24 protein-coding genes are annotated in these 25934 nt (G+C 31.1%); 21 read left to right on the top strand and 3 right to left on the bottom strand.

Annotation, left to right across the window (positions count from 1 at the left end; all coding sequences use genetic code 11):
- Positions 1 to 62 precede the first annotated feature (62 nt).
- The 3 genes from mnmG to ABGB03_RS14170 all read left to right on the top strand — a co-directional run bounded on the left by mnmG (position 63) and on the right by ABGB03_RS14170 (position 3574).
- The gene (mnmG, locus tag ABGB03_RS14180) at positions 63 to 1940 is read left to right on the top strand and encodes a tRNA uridine-5-carboxymethylaminomethyl(34) synthesis enzyme MnmG (RefSeq protein WP_347923232.1); all 1878 of its coding nucleotides are present in this window, start codon (positions 63 to 65) and stop codon (positions 1938 to 1940) included.
- Positions 1941 to 1974: 34 nt separating this feature from the next.
- The gene (locus tag ABGB03_RS14175; protein ID WP_347923231.1) at positions 1975 to 2826 is read left to right on the top strand and encodes a class I SAM-dependent methyltransferase; all 852 of its coding nucleotides are present in this window, start codon (positions 1975 to 1977) and stop codon (positions 2824 to 2826) included.
- A gap of 229 nt (positions 2827 to 3055) precedes the next feature.
- A complete protein-coding gene (locus tag ABGB03_RS14170) occupies positions 3056 to 3574 on the top strand; it encodes an OmpH family outer membrane protein (RefSeq protein ID WP_347923230.1) in 519 nt (172 codons plus the stop codon).
- A 46-nt stretch (positions 3575 to 3620) separates the two neighbouring features.
- Here ABGB03_RS14170 and ABGB03_RS14165 read toward each other — a convergent pair whose 3' ends face one another.
- Positions 3621 to 4547, bottom strand: a complete 927-nt coding sequence (locus ABGB03_RS14165; RefSeq protein WP_347923229.1) for a diacylglycerol kinase family protein — start codon at positions 4545 to 4547, stop codon at positions 3621 to 3623.
- 1 nt (position 4548) lies between these two features.
- Positions 4549 to 5703 (bottom strand): DNA polymerase III subunit delta', encoded by a 1155-nt coding sequence (locus ABGB03_RS14160; protein WP_347923228.1) that lies wholly within the window; start codon positions 5701 to 5703, stop codon positions 4549 to 4551.
- Positions 5704 to 5877: 174 nt separating this feature from the next.
- Between ABGB03_RS14160 and ABGB03_RS14155 the strand changes: the two genes are divergently transcribed.
- The 3 genes from ABGB03_RS14155 (at position 5878) to ABGB03_RS14145 (ending at position 9704) form a co-directional block, all read left to right on the top strand.
- Entirely contained in the window at positions 5878 to 7065 is a 1188-nt protein-coding gene (locus ABGB03_RS14155; RefSeq protein ID WP_347923227.1) for a phosphoglycerate kinase, read from the top strand.
- Positions 7066 to 7145: 80 nt separating this feature from the next.
- Positions 7146 to 8705: a LysM peptidoglycan-binding domain-containing protein gene (locus ABGB03_RS14150; RefSeq protein ID WP_347923226.1), complete on the top strand. Its 1560-nt coding sequence runs from the start codon at positions 7146 to 7148 to the stop codon at positions 8703 to 8705.
- Positions 8706 to 8729: 24 nt separating this feature from the next.
- A complete protein-coding gene (locus ABGB03_RS14145) occupies positions 8730 to 9704 on the top strand; it encodes a DUF4837 family protein (RefSeq protein WP_347923225.1) in 975 nt (324 codons plus the stop codon).
- A 64-nt stretch (positions 9705 to 9768) separates the two neighbouring features.
- Here the strand turns inward: ABGB03_RS14145 and ABGB03_RS14140 are convergent, their stop codons facing one another.
- The gene (locus ABGB03_RS14140) at positions 9769 to 9954 is read right to left on the bottom strand and encodes a twin-arginine translocase TatA/TatE family subunit (RefSeq protein ID WP_347923224.1); all 186 of its coding nucleotides are present in this window, start codon (positions 9952 to 9954) and stop codon (positions 9769 to 9771) included.
- Between the two features lie 119 nt (positions 9955 to 10073).
- On the opposite strand from ABGB03_RS14140, the gene ABGB03_RS14135 reads away from it, so the two are divergent.
- From ABGB03_RS14135 to ABGB03_RS14065, 15 genes are all read left to right on the top strand, one after another.
- Positions 10074 to 10943, top strand: coding sequence for a M23 family metallopeptidase (locus ABGB03_RS14135; protein WP_347923223.1), 870 nt, complete (start codon positions 10074 to 10076; stop codon positions 10941 to 10943).
- Positions 10944 to 12461 (top strand): GH3 auxin-responsive promoter family protein, encoded by a 1518-nt coding sequence (locus tag ABGB03_RS14130; protein ID WP_347923222.1) that lies wholly within the window; start codon positions 10944 to 10946, stop codon positions 12459 to 12461. It abuts the gene before it with no gap.
- A 27-nt stretch (positions 12462 to 12488) separates the two neighbouring features.
- Positions 12489 to 14177 (top strand): hypothetical protein, encoded by a 1689-nt coding sequence (locus tag ABGB03_RS14125; RefSeq protein ID WP_347923221.1) that lies wholly within the window; start codon positions 12489 to 12491, stop codon positions 14175 to 14177.
- A gap of 3 nt (positions 14178 to 14180) precedes the next feature.
- Positions 14181 to 15257 carry a hypothetical protein gene (locus ABGB03_RS14120; protein WP_347923220.1) on the top strand — a complete coding sequence of 359 codons (1077 nt, stop codon included), beginning with the start codon at positions 14181 to 14183 and terminating at the stop codon, positions 15255 to 15257.
- Positions 15258 to 15263: 6 nt separating this feature from the next.
- Complete coding sequence (gene rfbB / locus ABGB03_RS14115; protein WP_347923219.1) at positions 15264 to 16313, top strand: dTDP-glucose 4,6-dehydratase; 1050 nt, start codon at positions 15264 to 15266, stop codon at positions 16311 to 16313.
- Between the two features lie 8 nt (positions 16314 to 16321).
- A complete protein-coding gene (gene rfbA / locus ABGB03_RS14110) occupies positions 16322 to 17191 on the top strand; it encodes a glucose-1-phosphate thymidylyltransferase RfbA (RefSeq protein ID WP_347923218.1) in 870 nt (289 codons plus the stop codon).
- On the top strand, positions 17188 to 17733 hold the full coding sequence (gene rfbC / locus ABGB03_RS14105; protein ID WP_347923217.1) for a dTDP-4-dehydrorhamnose 3,5-epimerase: 546 nt from the start codon (positions 17188 to 17190) through the stop codon (positions 17731 to 17733). Before rfbA ends, rfbC begins: the two co-directional genes overlap by 4 nt.
- Positions 17730 to 18584 (top strand): dTDP-4-dehydrorhamnose reductase, encoded by an 855-nt coding sequence (rfbD, locus tag ABGB03_RS14100; RefSeq protein ID WP_347923216.1) that lies wholly within the window; start codon positions 17730 to 17732, stop codon positions 18582 to 18584. Before rfbC ends, rfbD begins: the two co-directional genes overlap by 4 nt.
- A 114-nt stretch (positions 18585 to 18698) precedes the next feature.
- The gene (locus tag ABGB03_RS14095) at positions 18699 to 19232 is read left to right on the top strand and encodes a hypothetical protein (protein WP_347923215.1); all 534 of its coding nucleotides are present in this window, start codon (positions 18699 to 18701) and stop codon (positions 19230 to 19232) included.
- Positions 19233 to 19258: 26 nt separating this feature from the next.
- The gene (locus tag ABGB03_RS14090; RefSeq protein WP_347923214.1) at positions 19259 to 20335 is read left to right on the top strand and encodes a DegT/DnrJ/EryC1/StrS family aminotransferase; all 1077 of its coding nucleotides are present in this window, start codon (positions 19259 to 19261) and stop codon (positions 20333 to 20335) included.
- Positions 20329 to 20964 carry an acetyltransferase gene (locus ABGB03_RS14085; protein WP_347923213.1) on the top strand — a complete coding sequence of 212 codons (636 nt, stop codon included), beginning with the start codon at positions 20329 to 20331 and terminating at the stop codon, positions 20962 to 20964. The genes ABGB03_RS14090 and ABGB03_RS14085 overlap by 7 nt, the downstream gene beginning before the upstream one ends.
- Positions 20964 to 22079, top strand: coding sequence for a TDP-N-acetylfucosamine:lipid II N-acetylfucosaminyltransferase (locus tag ABGB03_RS14080; RefSeq protein ID WP_347923212.1), 1116 nt, complete (start codon positions 20964 to 20966; stop codon positions 22077 to 22079). The genes ABGB03_RS14085 and ABGB03_RS14080 overlap by 1 nt, the downstream gene beginning before the upstream one ends.
- 23 nt (positions 22080 to 22102) lie before the next feature.
- Positions 22103 to 23398 carry an MOP flippase family protein gene (locus ABGB03_RS14075; RefSeq protein ID WP_347923211.1) on the top strand — a complete coding sequence of 432 codons (1296 nt, stop codon included), beginning with the start codon at positions 22103 to 22105 and terminating at the stop codon, positions 23396 to 23398.
- A gap of 762 nt (positions 23399 to 24160) precedes the next feature.
- Positions 24161 to 24667 carry a hypothetical protein gene (locus ABGB03_RS14070; protein WP_347923210.1) on the top strand — a complete coding sequence of 169 codons (507 nt, stop codon included), beginning with the start codon at positions 24161 to 24163 and terminating at the stop codon, positions 24665 to 24667.
- Positions 24624 to 25799: a hypothetical protein gene (locus tag ABGB03_RS14065; RefSeq protein WP_347923209.1), complete on the top strand. Its 1176-nt coding sequence runs from the start codon at positions 24624 to 24626 to the stop codon at positions 25797 to 25799. Before ABGB03_RS14070 ends, ABGB03_RS14065 begins: the two co-directional genes overlap by 44 nt.
- The last annotated feature ends 135 nt before the right edge of the window (positions 25800 to 25934 follow it).

Here is a 25934-nt window from a genome sequence, read left to right as displayed (position 1 = left end):
ATAGCTTGTTTTGATGTATATTTGCAAACTTTAATTTTACAATTGTTTCACGTGGAACACTTATGAGTTTATTTTTAGATACATACGATGTTATAGTAGTTGGAGGCGGTCACGCTGGAAGTGAAGCGGCTGCAGCTGCAGCTAATATGGGTAGCAAGACGCTATTAATTACAATGAACCTTCAAAACATTGCGCAAATGTCTTGTAATCCTGCTATGGGTGGGATTGCTAAAGGCCAAATTGTACGAGAAATTGATGCGCTTGGTGGGTACAGCGGTATTGTTAGTGATACCTCTGCTATTCAATTTAAAATGCTTAACAAGTCTAAAGGACCAGCAATGTGGAGTCCAAGAGTACAAAGTGACAGAATGCGTTTTGCAGAAGACTGGAGGTTGATGTTGGAGCAAACACCAAACCTTGATTTCTATCAAGAAATGGTATCTGGTCTAATTGTTGAGAATGATAAAATTGTTGGTGTTAAAACATCATTAGGAATTGAAGTAAAGGCAAAATCTGTTGTATTAACAAATGGTACTTTTTTAAATGGCTTAATTCATATTGGAGATAAAAGTTTTGGAGGAGGAAGAGCTGGTGAAAGAGCTGCAACTGGAATCACTGAACAATTGGTTGATTTAGGTTTTGATTCAGGTCGAATGAAAACTGGAACACCGCCTCGAGTTGATGGACGCTCATTAGATTTTTCTAAAATGATTGAACAACCTGGTGACGAAAATCCTGAAAAATTTTCTTATTTAGATATTACAAAGCCATTGAAAGAACAACGTTCTTGCCATATGACTTATACAAGTCCAGAAGTTCACGATTTACTACGTGAAGGGTTTGATCGTTCTCCAATGTTCAATGGAAGAATTAAAAGTTTAGGACCGCGTTATTGTCCTTCAATTGAGGATAAAATTAATCGTTTTGCGGATAAAGACAGGCATCAACTATTTGTAGAACCGGAAGGATGGAATACTGTTGAATATTATGTTAATGGGTTTTCAACCTCGTTGCCTGAAGATGTTCAATTTAAAGCAATGCGTTCTGTGGTTGGCTTTGAAAGCGTAAAATTCTTTAGACCTGGTTATGCTATTGAATACGATTATTTTCCACCAACACAATTAAAACACACATTAGAAACTAAGCTAGTTGAAGGACTGTATTTTGCTGGACAAATAAATGGCACAACAGGATACGAAGAAGCCGCATCACAGGGACTAATGGCTGGAATAAATGCAAGCTTAAAGGTTCAAGAAAAGGAGCCTTTTACTTTAAAAAGGGATGAAGCTTACATAGGCGTTTTGGTTGATGACTTAATTACAAAAGGAACAGAAGAACCATATAGAATGTTTACGTCGAGAGCAGAATACAGAACTCTGTTACGGCAAGATAATGCAGATTTACGTTTAACTCCAAAAGGTTTTAAATTGGGGCTAGCTTCTGAAAAGCGCTTAAGACGCATGGAGGAAAAACATGAACAAGCAGAAAAATTTGTTCAGTTTTTTAGAGAAACTAGTGTCACTCCAGATGAGGCAAATCCAGTTTTAGAAGCCAAAGATTCAGCCCCAGTAAAACAGCAAGATAAAATGTTTAAGTTGTTTGCTAGACCTAACATTACCATTGATGATGTGAGACAGTTTGAGTCTGTAGAATCATACATTCAAGGAAACAATTTAGACGCCGAAATTATAGAGCAAACAGAAATACAAGTAAAATACTCAGGTTATATAGCAAAGGAAAAAACGAATGCCGATAAGCTAAACAGATTAGAATACGTTAAAATTCCTAATAATTTCGACTATTCTCAAATTAAATCTATGAGTATGGAAGCTCGTGAAAAACTTAAAAAAATTCAACCAACATCTATTGCACAAGCATCTAGAATTAGTGGTGTTTCACCAAATGATATTTCTGTCTTATTGGTTTACATGGGAAGATAACTATTATATGTTCCACGTGGAACATCAGTAATAAATGAAAGAAGTCACATCGTTTTTAGAAGTAAAAGACCACTCGGTTTCTGGAGAGGTATTTGAGCTTGTATTAAATAAGTCTTATGGTTATTTAGAAACGCATCCGCAACCAAGCGAAGAAAACCTTTCTGAATACTATAAAACTGAAGATTATATTTCTCATACGGATTCTAAGAGAAACCTGTTTGAAAAAGCCTACCATTTTGTTAGACATGTCTCTTTAAATAGAAAATTAAAACTCATTAATTCCTTAAACATTGAAGAGAAAAACCTATTAGATATTGGGTGCGGAACAGGAGATTTTCTAAAAGCGGCAAAAGACAATGATTGGAAAATTTCAGGCATAGAACCAAATGGTTTAGCCAGAAAAATTGCAAATAACAAAACGAATGATTCTGTTTTTAACACTGAGAAACTGCAACAATTTAAAGAGCACAATTTTGACGTAATTACGCTTTGGCACGTACTAGAACATTTACCAAAACTTGAAGAGCAAACACAAATGCTTAAAAAATTACTGAAGCAGAATGGAATTTTAATAATTGCTGTTCCAAATTACAAGAGTTTTGATGCACAATATTATAAATCGTTTTGGGCAGCTTATGATGTTCCAAGACATCTTTGGCATTTCAATCAAAAATCTATTTCAAACATTTTTGATAATGAAAATATGACTGTTGTTAAAACACTTCCAATGAAATTTGATGCTTACTATGTAAGCCTACTTTCTGAAAAGTATAAATCTGGATTTATGAATCCTATCAAAGCTTTCTGGATTGGATTCCGTTCTAATTTAAAAGCCAGAGGTTCGAAAGAATACTCTTCATTGATTTATATCATTAAGAACAAGTAATTAGTTGTTTTGAATCCTTCTATTGATGTAATTATAGCTATTTCATGCAAACACCTTTTGTTTTTCTTTTAAGCTCTTAAAACGCGTAATTTCAATTCGTTTTTAATAAACAAAAAGTATAGAATCATTCTTTTGCTATAAATTTTTCTTATACATTAGATAAATTATATTTTTAGATATACCTAAGTATTACTTTTATATTTTTGCGACTTTATAATATAAATTAAAAATGAAAAAACTAGTAAGCATTATTATTATAGTTTTGAGTGTTGCTTCATGTCAGCAATCTCAAAAAATTGGATTTGTAGATAATTCAGTTTTAATAAACGACTATCAAGAAAAAAAAGACATTGAAGCAAAATTAAAAGGTAAAATTGAAGTGTATGAAAAAAGAAGAGATAGCTTAGGTCAGGCATTTCAATTAGAAGTTAAAGCTGCGGAAGTAAAAGCAAGAACTATGTCGCAAGCTAATCTTCAAAAACTACAGCAAGAATTTCAGCAGAAAGAACAAATTATTTCTCAACAACTTCAATTTGAACAACAACAAATTGCACAAGAAAGTCAATCAAAAAACGATTCACTTATAAAAAAGGTAAGAGATTTTGTTAAAGATTATGGAAAAACAAATGGCTATAAATTCATATTAGGAAGCAATGAAGCGGGAAGTGTTATGTATGGAACAGATGATGCAGACTTAACACAAGCTGTATTGGATGCGTTAAACAAGGCGTATAAAAACAAGGAATAAAAAAAGCTATAGTATAATTGAAGCCAAACATTCTTGTTTGGCTTTTTTATTTTGCATAAAATGAAAAAACTTTTGGAATAATAGAAACCTTAATGCTTTCGGATCCGATTAACTCCCCATCTGCTTGAATAAAAGGCTTTGTAGTTTCTTTAGCACATAATATTGTAATCTTGCTGGTTTTTAAGGAGTTAACCTTATTTAGATTTACAATATTTCCATTAAAAAGCTTAAAAATATTTTTTAGAATTTCGAACTTACTAAAATTCTTGGCAACACTAACATCAAATAAGCCATCAAAAGAACTATCATATTCAGTTAATTGCATACCTCCACCTGAATATTTGCACAATCCGACCAAAACCATTAGGCTTTTTGTTTTCATTTTTTGTGAGTTTGTAATGACTTCTACTTCAAAATTTTTAAATGAAAATAAACCCAAAACAGCACCAATAAGATAGGCTAAAGCCCCAAAATGTTTATATTTTCCAACCTTACTAACCACATAGCCATCAAAGCCAATACCAGCTAAATTATTAAAAAATACAGGGAGTTTTTTAGAATCAATAAACTCAATTTTTCCTATATCTTGTTGTGCAATAGCTCCGTTTTTAATAATGTTAATAGCTTGATCTATATTTCTAGGAATGTTATAAGTTTTTACCCAATCATTACCTGTTCCAATAGGAATAACACCTACAGATATGTTTGAATAAAAAACAGTTTCCTGAGACATAATACCATTAATAGTATTATGAATAGTACCATCACCACCAATACAAATAATATTTCTAAACCCTTTGTTTACAGCAAAATGAACAAGTTTTACATTATGTGTACCACTTTTAGTGAATTGAAAGTCAAACTCAAATTCGTTGTTTTCAAGCTTCGCTTTTATTTTTAACCAATGCTTTTTGGCTTTTCCGTTTCCAGAAGTTGGATTTATTATAACGAACCATTTATTCGAGTTCGACACCTTAAGCAGATTTCTTGTGAAGCAATCGTGTTAATTTGATTGACAAATCGGTTAGTATAATTTTTGAATTTCCATTGCGCTCAATATGATAGATGGCATCTTGTAGTTCATCGCTAATATCCATGATGTTGTTGCCATGGACAAAAGGCGCAAAATTTTCAAGCTTAAAATTTTCAGATTTAGGCTCAATGAACACTAAATCGTTTGCTTGGTAATTGTATAATAATGCTTGTCTAAAAAAATCTAAACAAAAATGTAAAAATTGCTTTTGGGTTTCTCGACCTGTTTTAGCAATTTCTTCGCTCCAAGACATTAAATCGTGAATCGCTGTTTTATTTCCTTTAGCCTTAAAGGCGCTTCGAATCCAGAATATAAACCATTCTTCAAACTGCAAATCTTCGCTATCATGATATATTAAATCGCAGGCTTTATTAAAGTTTCCATTAGCTTGATGTGCTATTTTAATAGCAACTGTTTCATCAATGCTATATTTTTTAACAAGAGCCATTTTTATATCATTTTCTGCTAATGGTGGAAAATGCAATATTTGGCAACGAGATTTTATTGTAGATATAATCTGTTCTTCATCTTCGGCAATTAGAATAAAAACCGTTTTACTAGGCGGCTCTTCAATTAACTTTAGTAGCTTATTTGCACAAGCAATATTCATTTTTTCAGCCATCCAAATAAGCATGACTTTATAACCACCTTCATAAGATTTTAAAGTAAGAGACTTTACAATGTCATGTGCTTCATCTACACCAATTTGCCCTTGTTTATTATCAACACCTAATTGTTTATACCAATCAAATAAATTACAATAGGGCTGCTCCTTTAATAATTTACGCCAATCCTCAAGAAATAGTTTTGAAACAGGATGTTTTTTAACCATATCGTTAGTCGCAACAGGGAATGCAAAATGCAAATCTGGATGAGATATATTGTTAAACTTTAAATTACAAGCATCGTTCCCAGAAGTGTTTTCCCCATCTGAATTTTGACATAAAATATATTGAGCATAAGCAATAGCCATTGGTAATGTACCAGTCCCTTCTTTCCCAACAAATAATTGTGCATGCGGAATTCTCCCATTATCTACACTATGCGTGAGGTGTTTTTTAAGATGTTCTTGACCAATAATTTCACTAAAAAGCATAGTACAAATATAACTTATGTTTTTAATATTTTAGCCTAAAATGGAACGATAAACACAGTTATAATATAGCATTATACAATCTTAAAAAACCATTAAAAAATATTATTTAAGGCTTAAAAGGATTAATATTGCTTACTAAATTTGAAATCAGATTTTAAAAACAATTAATTGAGTATGAAAACTATTGATGATATTAACTTTGAAAACAAAAAAGCACTTATTAGAGTAGACTTTAATGTACCCTTAAATGATGTTTTTGAAGTTACGGATGACACTCGAATTATTTCAGCAAAACCAACAATAATAAAAATATTAGAAGATGGTGGCAGTTGTATATTAATGTCGCATTTAGGGAGACCAAAAGGACCACAAGAAGAATTTTCATTAAAGCACATTGTAAATAAAGTTGAAGAAATTATAGGAGTAGAAATAAAATTTTCAAACAATTGTATTGGTAAAGAAGCTGAAACTGCTGCTTCAAATCTAGAACCTGGTCAAATATTATTATTAGAAAACTTACGCTTCCATGAAGAGGAGAAACAAGGAGACGAAACATTTGCAAACCAATTAGCCAAATTAGGAGATATATATGTAAATGATGCTTTTGGAACAGCTCATAGAGCGCACGCATCTACAACAGTTGTGGCTAAATTTTTTACAGAAAACAAGTGTTTCGGAAAACTATTAGCAAAAGAAATTGAGAGTATTGGAAGAGTATTGGAATCTGGAGAAAAACCAGTTTTAGCAGTATTAGGAGGTGCAAAAGTATCTTCTAAAATTACTATTATTGAAAATATTTTAGATAAGGTTGATCATCTAATTATAGGTGGAGGAATGACATTTACATTTATAAAAGCACAAGGAGGAAGTATAGGTGATTCTATTTGCGAAGATGATAAAATGGAATTGGCGCTAGATATTTTAAAGCAAGCCAAAGCCAAAAATGTTCAAATACATTTACCAATAGATGTGGTTGCTGCAGATGCTTTTACTAATAATGCCAAAACTCAAATTGTTGCCGCAAATAATATTCCAAAAGGGTGGCAAGGATTAGATTGCGGTCCGAAATCGATAGTGTTGTTCGACAATATAGTTAACCAGTGTAAAACTATTTTATGGAATGGCCCTTTAGGTGTTTTTGAAATGGAAAATTTTGCAAGTGGCACTATAGCTTTAGGAGATTCTATTGCACAAGCAACCAAAAAAGGAGCATTTTCTTTAGTTGGAGGAGGAGACTCTGTGGCTGCGGTAAAGCAATTTGGATTTCAAAATAAGGTAAGTTATGTAAGTACAGGAGGTGGTGCAATGCTAGAAAGCCTAGAAGGAAAGACACTTCCTGGAATTGCGGCCATTTTAAACTAGAGACCTATAAAATTTTCTATTCTGATTAAAAAATACGATTTTAGCATTTCAACCGTTTTGGTATATCACAATCCCTAGGTATGATTTTTAGAGTATTAATAGCATTTTTATTTATCCAATTTTCTTTCAGTCAATCTAAAGATAGCACTGTAGTAAATCCCCCTGTAAATACCATTATAGTGGATACCATTATTGATGGAAAATCTCAAGTTTTAAAAGAAATAAAACCAGTTCACGACTCACTTATTAAAAAAGAATTTAAAGACTTAGAAATTGCAGCAGAGTTTGATAAAAAATGGATGGAAGAATTATTCAGCTCTGGGCTTTATGATACCATTTACAAATCTGTTTCAGAATTAGAATATAATGAGGTTTATTATCCCGAACTTCCAACAGATACTTTAAAAAAGAGACTTGCTGAACTTGACGCAAGAACACCTTTTAATATTGAGTATAACCCATCACTAGAAAGTGTTATTAAAAGTTATTTAAAAAACAGACGTAAACATTTAGAGCGCTTAATGGCATTGAGTGAGTATTATTTCCCAATGTTTGAAAAAGAACTTGATAATCACGACATTCCTCTAGAAGTAAAATACTTAGCCATTGTTGAATCTGCACTAAAGCCAAGAGCAAAATCAAGAGTAGGAGCTACTGGTTTATGGCAGTTTATGTTTGCTACTGGAAAACAATTTGGGTTAGATGTTAGTAGCTATGTTGATGAACGGAGTGATCCAATTATGTCTACAGAGGCAGCAGCAAAATACTTAGCAAGCTTATACAGAATATTTGGTGATTGGGATTTAGCATTAGCAGCCTACAACTCTGGACCAGGAAATGTTTCTAAGGCAATCAGACGTTCAGGAGGGTATCAAAATTATTGGAATATTAGACCAAACTTACCTCGTGAAACTGCGGGCTATTTGCCAGCATTTTTAGCAACAATGTATATTTTTGAGTATGCAGAAGAACATGGCTTCCAACCACAAAATCCCGAAATTACTTATATAGAAACGGACACTATTAAGGTAAAGCAAATGATCACTTTAGATCAAGTAGCTGAATTAACTAGCATACCTATGGAAATGCTTCAGTTTTTAAACCCATCGTACAAATTAGATATCATTCCGTTTATTAAAGACGAAGATTATGTGTTACGATTGCCAAGAAAATATGTAGGGCCATTTGTGGCTAATGAAGCATCTATTTATGCATTTGCAAAAGCCGAATTTGATAAAAGAGAGAAACCTTTACCACAATTTTTTGATACCAATTCGCGAATTAGATATCGTGTAAAATCAGGAGATTATCTTGGAAAAATTGCAAGAATTTATGGTGTTAGAGTTAGCCAAATAAAACAATGGAATGGATTACGAAGTAACAACTTACGTGTTGGTCAGCGCTTAACTATTTATCCAAGAAAGCCCGTTTCCCAATCAACAAGTAAGGCTTCGTCTAGTTCTAAAAAAGTCACGAAACAAGATCCTAATGCAAAAACGTATAAAGTAAAAAGCGGAGACTCTTTGTGGACTATCGCGCAAAAGTTTCCAGGAGTTTCAGTTGATAATATTAAAAATTGGAATAATATTAGTAGTTCAAAATTAAAAGTAGGAACGGTTCTTGTAGTAAGCAAGAAATAGTTTAATAAAAAACGAAACCAACAAATGAAAAAACTTTTATTGATAATGTTAAGCGTATCGCTGCTAACATCTTGTGGCGATGGTTCTAAAAGCAAAAGAATAGTATCTTCTTCATCAGGAAATATTAATAATCTTCAAGTAATTGTTGATAGTGATCTTTGGTTAAGCAGAATAGGAGATGAATTAAGAGAGGTATTTTCGGCAGAAGTATTGGGTCTTCCTCAGCAAGAACCTTTATTTTCAATTAGACAAATGCCACCAATTGTATTCACAGACTTTGCAACAAAAAACAGAACTATTTTAAAAATAGAAAGAGACAAACCTGCGGACACAAAATTTTTAAAAGATGTATATGCAACACCCCAAGCGGTTGTAGTTATTTCTGGAAACTCTGCTAAAGAAATTATTGCAGAAATTAATGAACACGCCGAAAGAATTATTTCAACATTTAAAGCAACAGAAATTAAAGAACAACAACGTAGAATGTCTAAATCCTTGCTCAAAATTAATAGTATTGAAGAAGCATTGGGTATAACACTCAGTATGTCTTCAGCCTATAGAATTGCTAAGGAAGAAGGAAATTTCTTTTGGTTGCGTCGCGATATTAAAAATGGAGATGCTAATTTAATGATATATGAAATGCCATTAGATGCTATTTCGGATGGGGAAAACGCAATTAATGACATAATTAAAATGAGAGACTCTATTGGGAAGGCACATATACCAGGACCAATTGAAGGCTCGTACATGATTACAGAAGAAGCATATACACCTTATTTAAATACAACTATAATTGATAACAAACCAGCTTTTGAAACCAAGAGTACTTGGGAAGTGAAAGATGCTTTTATGGCTGGACCATTTATTAATTATGCGATTAAGGATGAGGTAAATAATCGCTTATTAGTACTTGAAGGATTTGTATTTGCACCTTCTACTGGAAAACGCGACTATATTTTTGAATTAGAAGCTATTATAAGGTCATTAAAAATTAAATAGATTATAAAAAAACCATAAAAAAAGCCAACATGAAAATGTTGGCTTTTTTTAGTTATAATAACGTTTATTCTTTTGTAGGCTCTTTTTCTTTTTCATCCTCTTTACTGGCATCTTTAAACTCTTTAATGCCACTTCCTAATCCTCTCATAAGTTCTGGAATTTTCTTTCCACCAAATAATAGTAAAACCACTACCACAATTAAAATAATTTGTGGAGCTCCTATAGCTAAAGGTATCATAAATAAACTCATTTGTTTTTTGTTTAATAAAGCAAAGTTAATAATTAAACTTTAGAAAATACGTTTAAAAGCAAACTTTAGCATAATGTAGAATACGATGTACGTATAATTTTAATTAATTTAGCGCAAGAATGTCAAACAAGAAAAACAAACAAAAAAAGTTAGCTAAAAAACTACTGCATAAGTACCGACTAGTTATACTTAACGAAGACACTTTTGAAGAACGCTTCGCTATTAAATTAACGAGGTTAAATGTGTTTGTAATCATGTCGTTATCTGCTATTGTTTTAATTGTTTTAACGACTATTCTAATTGCGTTTACTTCAATAAGAGAATACATACCAGGATATTCATCAACCAAATTAAAAAAAGAAGCGACTAATCTTAGTTTTAAAACAGATTCATTACAACAGGTAGTTACAATGAATGAACAGTATTTGGAATCTATTAAGCGCGTTTTAAAAGGGGATGTAACTACTATTGAATTTAACAAAGACTCTATAATTAGAGCAGCAGAACTTGATACAGAAGGATACAATTTAAATCCTTCAAGAGAAGATTCTTTATTGAGAGAAAAAGTCAATAAGGAGGATAAATACAATCTTTTTGAGTCTGCCACTTCAAAAGTAAACTTTGTGCTATTTCCACCAGTAACAGGCACTATTAGTGAAGGTTATAATGTAGAAGAAAAACACTTTGCAGTAGATATTGTTGTCGCTAAAGGAACACCAGTTAAGGCAGCAGATGATGGGACTGTTGTTTTAGCAGAATGGACTACACAAACAGGTTACGTTGTGATTATAGATCATGGTAACGGACTCATTTCTGCATATAAACATAATGCATCGTTAACCAAAGAACAAGGAGATTTGGTAAAGGCAGGAGAAGTAATAGCTATTTCTGGAGATGCAGGCGAGTTAACAACTGGACCGCACTTACATTTTGAGCTTTGGACAGATGGCTACCCAATAGATCCAACCACTTTTATAGATTTTGAATAAATGAAACTAGGAAAAATCACATCCTTTAAAGCATTATTGGCTAAGCCTTTTGCTAAACAAATTCAGAAAAAAGTTAATAAGTGGGCTAATAATCCTATTAAAACACAACAAAAGGTTTTTGAAAAGTTAATTTCATCAGCTACTTCAACAGATTTTGGAAAGGATCATGATTTTATTAGTATTAATTCGTATGAAGATTTTCAAAAAAGAGTTCCAATTAGAGATTATGAAGCATTAAAGCCTTATGTAGAGCGTGTAGTTCAAGGAGAAAAAAATATACTTTGGAAGGGAAAACCAATATATTTTGCAAAAACTTCAGGAACAACTTCTGGCTCTAAGTATATTCCAATTACTAAGGAAAGTATGCCTTCGCATACCGAAGCCGCTAGAAATGCTATTTTAATGTATGTTGCAGAAACTGGTAAAACGAGTTTTGTAAATGGGAAAATGATTTTTTTACAAGGAAGTCCAATTCTACAGGAAAAAAAAGGTATAAAACTCGGGCGTCTTTCAGGAATTGTAGCTCATTACGTACCTAAATATCTTCAAAAAAACAGAATGCCTAGTTGGGAAACAAATTGTATTGAAGATTGGGAAACCAAAGTTGAAGCGATTGTGGATGAGACTTTAAATGAAGATATGACTATTATTAGTGGTATTCCTTCATGGGTTCAAATGTATTTTGAACGTCTTCATCAAAGAACTAACAAAAAAATAGGAGATGTTTTTAAGAATTTTAATTTATTCATATTTGGAGGTGTTAACTACGAACCATATAGAGCTAAATTTGAAAGTCTAATTGGTAGGAAAGTAGATAGTATTGAGCTATATCCAGCAAGTGAAGGCTTTTTTGCATTTCAAGACAAACAGAATCAAAAAGGTATGTTATTGCAATTAAATTCTGGAATTTTTTATGAATTTGTAAAAGCTGAAGAATTCTTTAATGAGAAACCTAAACGAATCACTATTAAAGACGTTGAATTAGGCGTTAACTATGTTATGATAATTTCCACCAACGCTGGCCTTTGGGCTTACAACATTGGAGATACAGTAGAATTTACCTCTCTAAAACCTTATAGAGTTATTGTTTCTGGGCGTATCAAGCATTATATTTCTGCTTTTGGAGAACATGTGATAGGTAAAGAGGTAGAGCAGGCTATGCAAGAAGCTACAAGTAATAGTGATGTTATAGTTTCAGAGTTTACAGTAGCACCTCAAATTAATCCAAAACAAGGATTGCCTTACCACGAATGGTTTGTAGAATTTGAAAATGAAGTTGAAAACTTAGAGTTGTTGGCAAGCAAGCTAGACGAATCTTTACAGAATCAAAATTCGTACTATAAAGATTTGATTCAAGGAAAAGTGCTTCAACCATTAAAAATAGCGACTGTAAAAAATCAAGGATTTACACACTATATGAAATCGGTTGGAAAACTTGGAGGACAAAATAAAATACCTAGACTATCTAACGACAGGGTGATAGCAGACATTCTTTATAAAAGTAATTTAGTTAATTAGTGTATCTTTACAGGTTAAATAAACTATATGAGTAAAAAACACCAAGGAAGAACAAGAGCACAAGAAAGTTCAAGCGCCATTGAGCGTATGTACATTACTATGCGTCATTTATTTAATCGAGGTTTTTATAAGCCTATGGGAGTTTCAGGCGAAACCCTTAGAGAAGCACTTTTGCTTTTAAGACCAGAAATTTATGGATCTATTGCAGAAGAGAAAGCTGAGTTAAATGGGCTATTATATGTTATCGACAGGCTTCCTATTGGTATTGAAGAATGTAGGTTTATTAACCTTACAAGTGATGAAGGTTATGGTAACTCACATTTTGAAGTAATTATTCCTCCTAAAAGAAGGCGTAATTGCTATAGAATAGATGAAGAGCAAATGAATATTGAAATCACGAGAGGACGTTCAGAAATCTATGATATTTTAACCCATTTAACCTTTTTGTTTGTTGAATCGCATAAAATTAGTAAGCGCGTAATAATTAATGAAAAAGGCGATACAACTCGCGATTGGATTAAGCTAGAAAGAGCTGTTTTGTCAGGTAAAAAACTTAGCCAAAAAGAGCGAGAAATTGCCATAACACATACGGCTAATATTTTAGGTAGAACTTTTGAAGAATTAACACATACATACTCTTTATTTGCTACTAAAACACAACCCGAGAGATTACTTCATATTGTTTATTGGCTAGGGAAGCTAGCAATAGAGGAGGTTGTGAAGAACACAAAAAGAACAGTTACTTTTAGTCCAGTTTTAAGAGAGCGTTTAGGACATCATATTCATGGTGAAATTTGGGCAAACAATATTAAGGAGGTTCTCAAGAAAAATAATTTATTGGAGCGTCCAATACATATTATTAGTGCTAATTTACACAGTGTAATGAATACGCTACATGCGCCAAAAGCTTTAAAAACAGGAACCTCCAAGAAAGATATTTTTCAGGTATATGAAGCTTTAAGCCAAAGTAACAGCGAAGCTTTACGAAGCAAAGTGACCAATGAGGCTTTAAAATCTGGGATGATTTATATTAAAGATACCTCAGGAACAAATATTGATGTTCAAATTTTTGATACAGCGAAAATTAATTTAGATTTTTTAGATTTAAAAATTAATAAAGACAATTCAAAATCAGAAAAACCAGTTATATTCGTGATGGATTATGCTTTTGGCGAACAGGCATTTGAAACTATTGATGAGTTTTTAAAGCCTTACGAAAATGGAGATGACAAAACACACATGAATGTTGAGTCAATTTCAATTATGGGTAAAGCAGGGATTTTAGAAGGTGGTAAAGGAGATATTATGATTCCATCGGCTCATATTTTTGAAGGTACTGCAGACAATTATCCGTTTACAAATGAGTTATGCAAAGAAGATGTTGCAGGACAAGGCGTTAATGTTTACGAAGGAGCTATGGTTACAGTATTAGGAACATCACTTCAAAACAAAGAAATTTTGAAGTTTTTCCATGATTCCACTTGGGATGTTATTGGATTGGAAATGGAGGGCGCGCACTACCAAAAAGCGATTCAATCTGCAGCAAGAATTAGAAAAAGCATTAACCCAGAAGTTAAAGTTAGATATGCCTATTATGCGAGTGATAACCCTTTAGAAACAGGAAGTACATTGGCCTCTGGAGGCTTAGGTACAAGCGGTGTAAGACCAACATATTTGATAACACGAAAAATTTTAGAACAAATATTTAATTCATAAATTATGAGTACAAATCTACCAGAACAACAACCATCGGAAGAAGTCGATTTAGGACAATTGTTTAAACTCATTGGTAATGCGTTCGAACGCTTTTTTAAATTTATTGGAAGTATCTTTAACAAGCTTTTTTTAGCTTTTGTATGGTTTGTGTTTTTTACAAAAAAGCATTTTTTAAAATTAGTAATTGCTGGAATTATTGGAGTCATTTTAGGTGTTGTAAAACAAAAAATTGAAGACCCAGTTTACAAATCAACTATAGTAATTAAGCAAAATTATGATACAGGGGAACACTTGTTTAACACCATTGAGTATTATAACTCACTTATTAAGCAAAAAGATTCAATTGAGGTATCTAAAATTTTTCAAATTAAACCAAAACAAGCAGCAGATATTATTGAGTTGGAAATGGAATCTAATCTTACAGATAATGAAAAACTACAACTGTTTGACGAGTATAGACAAAGCCTTGATTCCACTTTAGCTATTACTATTAACTATAAAGACTTTTTAGAGAACACTAAAGATTACAACTATAACATTCAAAAACTAACATTAAAATCAAAATCAAAAACCAACTTTAACCCAGTTTTAGACACTATTATTAGTAATATTGCTAATAGTGAGTTTTTTAAAAATGAAAAAGAGAAAAAGATAAGCGATTTAAACAGAAGAGATGAAGCTATTAATACTTCATTAAAAGAATCAAAAGAATTACAAGAAGTATATAAAAAGGTCTTGGATAAACCAACAGAGGAACAACCAAGAGGAACCACAACCATGATATCAGTAGGAGATTCTAAAGAGAAAAGCTTCACAAAAGAATATGAGCTTTTTAGTAAAGATTTAGAATTAAGGATGGATTTAGTAGAAAACGAAACAAACCGTAAGAATCTAGAAGACATTATTGAAATAGTATCTAGTCAAGATGGAGATGGTACTCGTGACAATAGAACTAAACTTTTTGGCATAGAAACAAGTTGGACTATTTCACTTAGTATTAAATTGATTTTGGTTTCTTTATTATTATTATTATTGATAGAATTTGTGAAATATTTAGAACGTTTTAAAGACAAAATATAATTTAATATGACTATTTTAATTACAGGAGGTGCGGGATTTATTGGGTCCCATGTTGTTAGGTTATTTGTAAATAAATACCCCAATTACCATATCTATAATTTAGATGCTTTAACATATGCGGGAAATTTAGAAAATTTGAAGGATGTTGAAAACGCACCAAATTATACATTTATTAAAGCAGATATTACAGACGCACATAGAATAGAGTTACTTTTTTCTAAGTACAAGTTTGATAGTGTGATTCATCTTGCAGCAGAATCCCATGTTGATAGATCTATAACAGATCCATTAGCTTTTGTAAACACCAATGTATTAGGAACAATAAACTTGCTTAATGCGTTTAAGTCTTTATGGAGCGATGATTTTACGGATAAGTTGTTTTATCACGTTAGCACCGATGAGGTTTATGGCTCATTAGGAAAAGCAGGGTTGTTTACGGAAACAACATCCTATGACCCTAACTCACCCTATTCAGCCTCTAAGGCAAGCTCAGATCATTTTGTAAGGGCTTATGGAGAAACTTATGGATTGCCTTATGTTATTACTAATTGCTCAAACAATTATGGTCCCAATCAATTTCCCGAAAAATTAATCCCACTTTTTATAAATAATATACTAAACAACAAACCACTACCTGTTTATGGTGATGGAAATTACACAAGAGATTGGTTGTATGTCATAGATCACGCCATAGCTATTGATTTAGTTTTCCATAATGGAAAGAATAAAGAAACATATAATATTGGAGGTTTTAATGAGTGGAAGAACATTGATTTGGTAAAGCTGCTTTGTGAACAAATGGACAAAAAACTACAAAGAATTCCAAGAACATCAGAAAAATTAATCACTTACGTTAAAGATCGTCCTGGACATGATTTGCGTTATGCAATAGATGCATCAAAGATTAACAAAGAACTTGGTTGGGAGCCTTCAGTTATCTTTGAAGAAGGTTTAAGGCTAACAATTGATTGGTATTTAAATAACAAAAGATGGTTAAATAGTGTTACCTCAGGAGATTATCAATCGTATTATCAAAAACAATATATCAACAGTTAATCTAAACTATGAAAGGAATTATTCTAGCTGGAGGTTCGGGAACAAGACTTCATCCACTAACTTTATCAGTAAGCAAACAATTAATGCCAATTTATGATAAACCAATGATATATTATCCGCTTTCAACGTTGATGTATTCAGGAATTAAGGAGGTGTTAATTATTTCTACACCTAAAGATTTGCCATTATTTGAAGATCTTTTAGGTGATGGCAAAAAATATGGCTGTAAATTTGAATACGCAGTACAAGAAGCTCCTAATGGTTTGGCCGAAGCGTTTATTATTGGGTCAGAATTTATTGGTAACGAAAAAGTTGCTTTGATACTGGGAGACAATATTTTTTATGGAACTGGTTTAGCAAAATTATTGCAAAGTAACAATAATCCTAACGGAGGTGTTATTTATGCTTACAGAGTTCATGATCCGGAACGTTATGGGGTTGTGGAGTTTAATGCCGAAGGGCGAGCGATTTCAATTGAGGAGAAACCATTAGAGCCAAAGTCAAATTATGCCGTTCCTGGCATATATTTTTATGACAACTCCGTTGTGAACATAGCGAAAAACATTGAACCAAGTCATAGAGGAGAATTAGAAATTACCGATGTTAATAAAGAGTATTTAAATCAAGGTAAATTAAATGTAAGCATATTAGATAGAGGGACTGCTTGGTTAGATACAGGAACGTTTCAGTCATTAATGCAAGCCTCACAATTTGTTGAAGTTATTGAAGAGAGACAAGGGTTAAAAATAGGGTCAATAGAAGCCGCGGCTTTTGAAATGGGCTATATAAGCGAAGAACAATTTATTGAGTTAGCAAAACCATTACTAAAGAGTGGTTATGGTAAAAATTTATTGGGCTTATTAAAGAACAAGAAATGATTGCCAAAGAAACAAAACTTAAAGGATGCTATATATTAGAGCCGAAGGTTTTTGAGGATAAAAGAGGATATTTTTTAGAAAGCTATAATAAAAATGTTTTTAATGAGGCTCTTGATTTAGAAGTAGAGTTTGTTCAAGATAATGAATCCTTTTCATCCAAGGGAGTATTAAGAGGACTTCACTATCAAGTTGGAAAGTTTGCACAAGCAAAACTAGTAAGGGTTATTAAAGGGTGTGTTTTAGATATTGCTGTTGATTTAACAGAAAATTCAAATACGTTTGGTCAACATGTGGCCATAGAATTATCCGAAGAGAATAAAAAACAATTGTTTGTCCCTAGAGGTTTTGCTCATGGATTTGTTGTATTGAGTGAAACAGCTATTTTCTCGTACAAATGCGACAATTTTTACAATAAAGAATCTGAACGTGGAATAATATTTTCTGATCATATTTTGAATATTGATTGGAAACTTCCCAAGAACCAACTCATTATATCTGAAAAGGATATAAATTTGCCAAAATTTGAAGACATTAGATTATGATTAATGTGTTGGTTACAGGCTCCAATGGTCAATTAGGCAGATGCTTGCAGGATATTGCGAATACTAACGAAGAAATCAAATGGTATTTTAAGAATTCTTCAGAGTTAGATATAACAAATAAAAAAACCACTAATGATTTATTCAAGAAAATCAAGTTTGATTATTTAGTGAATTGTGCCGCATATACAGCTGTTGATAAAGCTGAAAAAGAAAAAGCAAGAGCTTTTTTGGTTAATGCTGAGGCAATTAAATACTTGGCTGAATCTTGCAAAAATAATAATGTAACACTCATACACGTTTCTACCGACTTTGTGTTTGACGGGAACACAAAAACCCCTTATACAGAAATCGATTTACCAAACCCAATTAATGTTTATGGAGCTTCAAAATTAAAAGGAGAATCATATATTTGTGATGCATTAGAAAGTTATTTTATAATTAGAACCTCGTGGTTGTATTCTAAGTATGGCAATAATTTTCTAAAAACAATGTTAAGAGTTTCTAAAGAAAGGAAAGAATTAAATGTTGTCAATGATCAAATAGGAACTCCAACTTATGCCAGAGATTTAGCAGAGCTAATTTTTCACATTATTGACAAACAATGTAATGGTTATGGAATATATCATTACAGCAATATTGGTGAAATATCATGGTATGATTTTGCAAAAGCAATATTTGATTTTGTAAACAATGGCATAAAAGTGAATGCAATAAAAACAGAAAATTATCCAACTTTGGCAAAACGACCACAATTTAGTGTTTTAGATAGCGCTAAAACAAAAGAGTTCTTCAACCTTGAAATGCCGCATTGGTTAGTAGGTGTAAGAAAATGTATTAAAGAAATGGGTTAGAGTTTTAATAAATAACTCAATTAATATAATGGTATTATTGATATATTATTTAAAATAAAGTAATCAGTATAGAAGCAACAACAAATAATATTTTTAAACCAAAATTACTATATAATGAAAAAAATAATTTTAAGCTGCTTAGTTATATTTTCATTCTCTTGTAAGAATGAAGATAAAAAAGCAACCGAAGTTCAAACTCCAATTAAAAAAGAAGTTGTAAAAGACAACCTTTTTAAAATCATTATGGAAGCAAAAGTTAAAGAAGATGATAAATTTCAAGTATTTTTTACTGATGATTCACCTGAGGAGAGCTTTAGCGCCAACAAAAGGCTGGTTAAAAACATAGTGGGAAGTGAAGAGTTCCAGACATTAGAGTTTGTGCTTCCCAAAGAAGTTTTACCATTTAAATTTAGAATTGATTTAGGTGAAAATAGTTATGAAACGCTTGTTGAAATAGGAGTGATAAAATTAGAGTATAATAATGAAGTAATCGAAATTGACCCGCTGACTTTAGAACGTTTTTTCCAACCAAACATCTATTTACAAAAAACGGATAATGGATTTATGAGAAAAACCATTGATGGAAGATGTGATCCTTTTCTAATGTCTACTCCTTTACTAATTAAAAAAATAGAGCTAGAGCTTTAATTTATCTTTAGAAATATAGGGTTTATATGATCAATGTAACTAAAACATTCCTGCCTTCAATTGAAGAGTATACCAATCAAGTACAAAGGGCTTTTGATGCTGAGTGGATAACCAATAGAGGCGCCCTTGTGAAGGAGTTAGAAAATAATATTTCTAATTATTTGGAGGTTGATAATATAACCATAACCAATAACGGCACAACTCCATTGCAAATTGCCCTTCGCTTATTTGCAGATCAAGGAGAGGTTATTACTACCCCATTTAGTTATGTGGCAACAACAGCAGCTATCTTGTGGGATAGAAGCACCCCGGTTTTTGTAGATATTGACGAACAGCATTTGACAATTGATGAAACGAAAATTGAAGCTTCAATAACAAAGAGAACAAAAGCAATATTAGTAACGCATGTTTTTGGAAACCCGTGTAATATTGATGAGATTCAAAGAATAGCAAAAAAACATAATATTAAAGTAATATATGATGCAGCACATTGTTTTGGTGTTAAATATAAGGGACAGTCTGTTTTCAAATATGGAGATGTAAGCACATGTAGTTTTCACGCAACAAAACTATTTCATACAGGTGAGGGAGGAGCTATGTTTACTCAAGATAAAGAATTAATGCATAAATTATTTTATAGTCATAATTTTGGGCATGACGGTCCAGAAAATTTTCATGGACTAGGAATAAATGCGAAAATATCTGAGTTGCAAGCTGCAATGGGGTTAGCAGTTTTACCACATATGGATGCTATTCTAAAATCCAGAAAGAAAGTATGTGAATACTATGATGAACACCTCTCGTTTTTAAAGATACAACGACTAAAAATTAGAAAAGAAACTAATTGGAACTATAGCTACTATCCAGCTATTTTTGAAAATGAAGAGGAGTTAAAAAAAGTTCAAAATGCACTTAATGAAAAGCAAATTTTTCCTAGAAGATATTTTTATCCCTCTTTAAATAAAATAAAATATGTAAAAGGTTCTAGAATGCCAATATCGGAAAGTATTGCTTCAAGAATTTTGTGCTTACCTTTGTTTTTTGATATAAGTAAGGCTGATTTAAAGATTATATGTAACACAATTAATACTGCATTATGTTAATAATTGGGGCAAAAGGTTTTGCAAAAGAAGTCTTAGAAATACTACACCAAAACAACATTTTTGATAATATCGCTTTTTTCGATGACGTTAATCAAGACACACCTAATTTTCTATATGGAAGTTTTCCTGTTTTAAAGTCCATAGAAGAGGCTAAGCATTTTTTCTTAGAGTATAGTAATCAGTTTACTATAGGGATTGGCAACCCAAATTTGAGGTTTAAAATTTATGAATCATTTATAAAAATTGGAGGAAACTTAGTGTCTACCATAAGCCCGAATTCTGACATAGGTCATTTTGGAAACAGTATTGATGAAGGAAATAATATAACATCAGGAGTAATTATTACTAATGATGTAACTCTTGGCAAAGGCGTTTTAGTTAATTTAAACTCCACTATTGGGCATGATTGTAATATTGGCGATTTTGTTGAGATATGCCCGAATGTAAATATTTCGGGGAATTGTAATATTGGCGATTTTACTTTTATAGGAACAAGCGCAACAATTTTACCTAATCTAAATATCGGAAAAAATGTAATAATCGGAGCAGGGGCTGTAGTTACCAAAGATGTCCCTGATAATGTTTTAGTAATGGGTATTCCAGCTAAAATAATTAAGGAAATAAAATAATGATTGTACATTTGTTTGATGATGAGAAGTTTGTTGACGCAACAATTAAAAAATTTGAAGAAATAGAAAGCGGAATAAATAGGTATATAGTTTTTTCAAATTCTCAAAACCTTATTTATTCTAAGAATATTGATAAAATCGAGGTTCATACAAATAAATGGTATAAATTAGATTTCAACTTTATTTTTCAAGACTGTAGCCTTTTGGTTATACATTATTTAACCCCTTTAAAAACATTTATACTTAAAAATATGCCGAAAAGCATTCCTGTACTGTGGATGGTTTGGGGAGGAGATGCGTATTCTTATTTTAAAAATTTTGTAGAATATGAAGTTGAAACGAATAAACTCACAAAAAAACAACTTAAAACAAAAGTAAGAAATTCGTTGTTTTATGACCTTTATTATAAATTAAGGTATGGAGTGAGAACTATAAATAAAGAAAAAAACGCGCTTCAAAATATAAATTATTTATCTACTGTTTTGCCTCCTGAGTTCAATCTAATTAAAAGCGAATTTAATTTAAACGTATCATATATAAAGTTTAATTACGATAGTTTTAATAATATTTTTTATAATAAAAATGAACACTCTTTAGGGAAAAACATTTTATTAGGAAATTCGGCAACACAATCTAATAACCATTTGGATATCTTTAAAAAAATAGAAAGCGTAGAATCTTTATTAATCGTTCCTCTTAATTACGGCGATAATAAGTATTCTAAGATAATTATTAAGGAAGGATTTAAAAAATATAGGAATAACTTCAATCCACTTACAGAATTTTTACAATTAGAAGAATATCAAAAAATCATCCTATCATGTAATACAATGATAATGTACCATATTAGACAACAGGCACTAGGAAATATTTTGGTGGCATTATTCTTAGGAATCAGAGTTTTTCTTAACAAGAAAAGTATCACTTACGATTACTTAAAAAGTATTGGATTAAAAGTTTTTAGCTTAGAAGATGATATTAAATTTTTAGGAAAAGAATTAAATGATGGCGAAAAGAAAATTAATGCTAAACTTGTTGTAGATTATTGGGGCGAAGAAAAAATCTTAGAAGGAACATCCAATGTTATTGGGCTATATCACGCGTTAAAAAAATAAAATAAGAGGTATTCTTAAATTTTATGTCATTAAAAAAACAAGTTATCTTAGGTTTAAAATGGACTTCTTTTGCTACAATTTGTTTAGCAATAGTAGCCATTCTCAAGATAAGTATTCTTGCGAGGTTTCTTGAAAAATCAGATTTTGGTTTAATGGCTTTAGTAACTTTTGTGATGGGATTTATGAACCTGTTTAGTGACATGGGATTATCCACAGCTATTTTGCATAAACAAAAAATAACAAAAAAAAATTACGCAAGCTTATATTGGTTCAACATAATACTTTGTATTGTATTATACGGAGTGTTATTTCTAGTAACCCCTCTGGTTTCAAGCTTATATAATGAGCCAGAATTGAATTATTTAATTCCTCTTTTGGGCTTAAATTTAATTATATCAGGAATAGGAATTCAATTCAAAACTATTGAAACAAAAAACCTTGCATTTAAAAGCATAAGTCTTATAGATATTTTAGCTGCACTAATTTCACTTTTTGTAGCAGTTTGGTTAGCTGTTAATGATTATGGTGTATTGTCTTTAGTTTATTCAGCCCTGATACAATATTTAATTTCAAATCTTCTTTTTTTAATTATAGGTATAAAAAAGCACGGTTTATTACTTCATTTCAGATTATCTGAAACACTTCCATTTTTAAAAATAGGCATTTACCAAGTAGGTGGGCAAGTAGCAAATTATTTTAATAGAGATTTAGATATACTTTTAATTGGAAAGTTCTTTTCTACTGAAATATTAGGAGGTTATAGCTTAGCAAAACAACTTGTATTTAGACCAGCTCAAATTATTAACCCTATTTTAGTTAAAGTTGCATCACCAACATTGGCTAAATTTCAAAATCAAAATGATTTATTGAAGAAGAATTATTTAAAATTAATAAACATTGTATCTTCTTTAAATATATCTGTTTATTTGGTCATCGTTTTGTTTGCGCCATTAATTGTTCAAATAGTTTATGGTACTGATTTTTATAACATTGTAAACTTAGTAAGAATACTAAGTTTTTATATGATTTTTAGGGCAATAGGAAACCCCATAGGAAGCTTAGTAATTGCCACAGGTAGGACAGATTTAGAGTTTAAATGGAATGTTATGAGTCTATTAATTATGCCAATATTTATATATATAGGATCAATGTTTGGTGTTGTTCAAGTATCACTCTCACTAACCTTTGCTATGATTTTGTTGTTTGTGCCAAGTTGGAAATTTTTAGTTAATAAGATGACAGGTGCAACATTAAAAGAATATATTATAGCGATTATTAACATTAAGTTTGATTTTATTTATAAAACCAAAAATCACTAATTATCTTATTCTAAAATGGCCTATTTTAAAGAATTATATAAGTTAAGCTTTTACTTTATTATATTAATCGTTTTTGTATTTGGAGGGTTTTTGCAATTTGTTTTTGGAGCTTCAAATACAATTATAACGTTTGGCATTGTTGTTACCACATACATACTATATTTTTTACATGCTTTATTAAAGAACAAGGTAGTTTTAAATAGGGTTGTTTTGTCCGCTTTCACGTTCATCTTTGTAATTTACTTATCAGCATTCATTAATGGGAGTGATTTTATTTCAACAAATGTGTATTTACTTTTTCCATTATTACCTCTAGGAGTTTTTTTATTCTCTTATATAAATTATAAAGAGAATATTATTAATCACAATAAAATTTTAAGGCTATTTTATTATATAGCAATCATTCAGTTTCCAATATTATTAATACAAACTTACTTTTATGACTTTCTTATTCAATTTAATAATAGCGGACAAATTATAGAATGGTTTGATTTTATGTTTGGCAGTTTTTTTGTAAAATCGGATCACTCATTGGCCATTTTTCTACTATTTATCATAACAAGTATTTTATTAAATAGGAGGGGTTTCAAAAGCAAATTAAAACACCCATGGTTTTCCATTATATATTTAAGTGTTACGGTATTTTTTACTGAATCAAATATTTCAAAATTTTTTTTGGTACTTTTATTAGCAGTATCGATTTTATTCCCTCTTTATAAAAAACACAAACATAGTTTAAGGTTTAAAATTATCTCGCTAATAATGCTGGTAATATTGGCTTCAATAACGTATAATTTAAAAGATCAACAATTCATAAAAGATCGCTTTGGAGGGTCGTTAGACAGGCAGTTTTCTTTAAGAACAGCCGAACGACAATATGAGCTTGGAAATGCAAAAAGAAGCCAAATATTAATTCTTATGATTAACAAAATTGAAATAAAATGGATAGGAGATGGTCCATATTCGTATTTTGACATTCGCACAGGTAAGTTTAAAAAAACGAAACATTTCACCCAAATTATTTGGACTTATTTTGACCTTGGACTCATTGGTTTGGTAGTACTGTTTGCATACATTTTTAGCCTTATAAAGTATTTGGATATAGATAAAGGTTGGCCTAAGTTGTTATTTACAGGAGTTATATTGGTTTATGCATTTTACACTACGATTTTATCAGATATTGCAATAATGCTAAGTTTAATGATTATTTTTAACAAAAAAATTGATGAATCTAGTAATAATTCCATTTCACGATTGGAGGAAAAGTGAAAAAGAGGGCTTTAGAACCAGAGATGTCCATTTAATTAAAGCTCTTTCTAAAAACTCGAATGTAGACAAATTGTTAGTCGTAAATAGACCTTCAACATGGTTTGAATTTATTTACAAGAGAAAGACTAAAACCATGAAGGGGACAGTTGTTTTAAAAAAGGAAAAATTCTCTCTCACCAAGGTTGATTCTAATATATATGTAACTGATTATTTTTCTTCGGATGTTTTTGGTCAAATTTTCAAAAAGCACTTATGGTTTGTAGACAAATATGTTGATAATAAGTACTTGGATTTTATAAAATTATCGTGCAATACATTAGGTATTGAAAAGTTCAGCCTTATTAGCCAAAACATTTTTTCTTACAAATTAGCACTAAGATTAAACTGTAATAAAAAGCTTTTTGATGCTTGGGATAATTTTTTGAAGTTTCCAGCATATAAAAAAATAAATACAAAATTAGAAGCGGGGTATGGTGCTTTAGCAGAAAATATTTTAAACTGGTCTACTAATTCAAATGAAAACGTAAATTTTTTTAAATCAAAATTTAATGTAAAAAACATAATCTTAATAAAAAATGGAGTCAAAACTAATTTTATTAATAATAATGAATTACCACAAGACTTAAAAGAAATTAAGAGACCTATCATTGGGTTTGGGGGTAAATTATCATATTTATTAGATTATGAGTTAATAAATTTTATAGTAGAAGACAACCCATTTCTGTCATTTGTTTTTGTGGGTCAAGTATTGGATAAAACAGTCTTTAATAAAATAAACAAAAGAAAGAATGTTTTTTTCCTTGGTGACAAACACTACGCTATTTATCCTAATTATGTACAAAATTTTGACATCTGTATTATACCTTATAATATAAATGAAGGGCAACACGGAGGGGATTCCATAAAGGCATATGAATATTTGTTAACGGGAAAAAAGGTAGTTGGAACAAAAGGCAACGGATTGTTAGCCCTAAAAGAACACTTGTACCTTGTAAATGATAAGTTTGAATTTTCAAGCGAATTAAAAAGCACAAAAAATTTGAAACCAATCATTAATATTAATGATCATTCTTGGGAGTCAAAAGCCAATGTTTTAGTTAAAACTTTAAACGAGCAATTTACACATGATTAAATTTAAGCATAGAGAAAAACTACAACTATTCCTACTTTGCTTAGTTTCTTCTACGATACCATTTCTAGTAAATATTGGGAATGCAGCTATCATACTAGCTGTGATAGCCAATATAGTTTTTTTAAAAAAACAGAG

Source organism: Pontimicrobium sp. SW4 (genome assembly GCF_039954625.1).
GTDB lineage: Bacteria > Bacteroidota > Bacteroidia > Flavobacteriales > Flavobacteriaceae > Pontimicrobium.
The sequence above is the reverse complement of the archived record's forward strand: the minus strand, read 5'-3'. Positions and strand labels throughout refer to the sequence as shown.

Coding starts and splice junctions, on each gene's coding strand:
- mnmG (WP_347923232.1), top strand. CDS start 63: ATGAGTTTATTTTTAGATACATACGATGTTATAGTAGTTGGAGGCGGT.
- ABGB03_RS14175 (WP_347923231.1), top strand. CDS start 1,975: ATGAAAGAAGTCACATCGTTTTTAGAAGTAAAAGACCACTCGGTTTCT.
- ABGB03_RS14170 (WP_347923230.1), top strand. CDS start 3,056: ATGAAAAAACTAGTAAGCATTATTATTATAGTTTTGAGTGTTGCTTCA.
- ABGB03_RS14160 (WP_347923228.1), bottom strand. CDS start 5,703: ATGCTTTTTAGTGAAATTATTGGTCAAGAACATCTTAAAAAACACCTC.
- ABGB03_RS14155 (WP_347923227.1), top strand. CDS start 5,878: ATGAAAACTATTGATGATATTAACTTTGAAAACAAAAAAGCACTTATT.
- ABGB03_RS14150 (WP_347923226.1), top strand. CDS start 7,146: ATGATTTTTAGAGTATTAATAGCATTTTTATTTATCCAATTTTCTTTC.
- ABGB03_RS14145 (WP_347923225.1), top strand. CDS start 8,730: ATGAAAAAACTTTTATTGATAATGTTAAGCGTATCGCTGCTAACATCT.
- ABGB03_RS14140 (WP_347923224.1), bottom strand. CDS start 9,954: ATGAGTTTATTTATGATACCTTTAGCTATAGGAGCTCCACAAATTATT.
- ABGB03_RS14135 (WP_347923223.1), top strand. CDS start 10,074: ATGTCAAACAAGAAAAACAAACAAAAAAAGTTAGCTAAAAAACTACTG.
- ABGB03_RS14130 (WP_347923222.1), top strand. CDS start 10,944: ATGAAACTAGGAAAAATCACATCCTTTAAAGCATTATTGGCTAAGCCT.
- ABGB03_RS14125 (WP_347923221.1), top strand. CDS start 12,489: ATGAGTAAAAAACACCAAGGAAGAACAAGAGCACAAGAAAGTTCAAGC.
- ABGB03_RS14120 (WP_347923220.1), top strand. CDS start 14,181: ATGAGTACAAATCTACCAGAACAACAACCATCGGAAGAAGTCGATTTA.
- rfbB (WP_347923219.1), top strand. CDS start 15,264: ATGACTATTTTAATTACAGGAGGTGCGGGATTTATTGGGTCCCATGTT.
- rfbA (WP_347923218.1), top strand. CDS start 16,322: ATGAAAGGAATTATTCTAGCTGGAGGTTCGGGAACAAGACTTCATCCA.
- rfbC (WP_347923217.1), top strand. CDS start 17,188: ATGATTGCCAAAGAAACAAAACTTAAAGGATGCTATATATTAGAGCCG.
- rfbD (WP_347923216.1), top strand. CDS start 17,730: ATGATTAATGTGTTGGTTACAGGCTCCAATGGTCAATTAGGCAGATGC.
- ABGB03_RS14095 (WP_347923215.1), top strand. CDS start 18,699: ATGAAAAAAATAATTTTAAGCTGCTTAGTTATATTTTCATTCTCTTGT.
- ABGB03_RS14090 (WP_347923214.1), top strand. CDS start 19,259: ATGATCAATGTAACTAAAACATTCCTGCCTTCAATTGAAGAGTATACC.
- ABGB03_RS14085 (WP_347923213.1), top strand. CDS start 20,329: ATGTTAATAATTGGGGCAAAAGGTTTTGCAAAAGAAGTCTTAGAAATA.
- ABGB03_RS14080 (WP_347923212.1), top strand. CDS start 20,964: ATGATTGTACATTTGTTTGATGATGAGAAGTTTGTTGACGCAACAATT.
- ABGB03_RS14075 (WP_347923211.1), top strand. CDS start 22,103: ATGTCATTAAAAAAACAAGTTATCTTAGGTTTAAAATGGACTTCTTTT.
- ABGB03_RS14070 (WP_347923210.1), top strand. CDS start 24,161: ATGCTGGTAATATTGGCTTCAATAACGTATAATTTAAAAGATCAACAA.
- ABGB03_RS14065 (WP_347923209.1), top strand. CDS start 24,624: ATGAATCTAGTAATAATTCCATTTCACGATTGGAGGAAAAGTGAAAAA.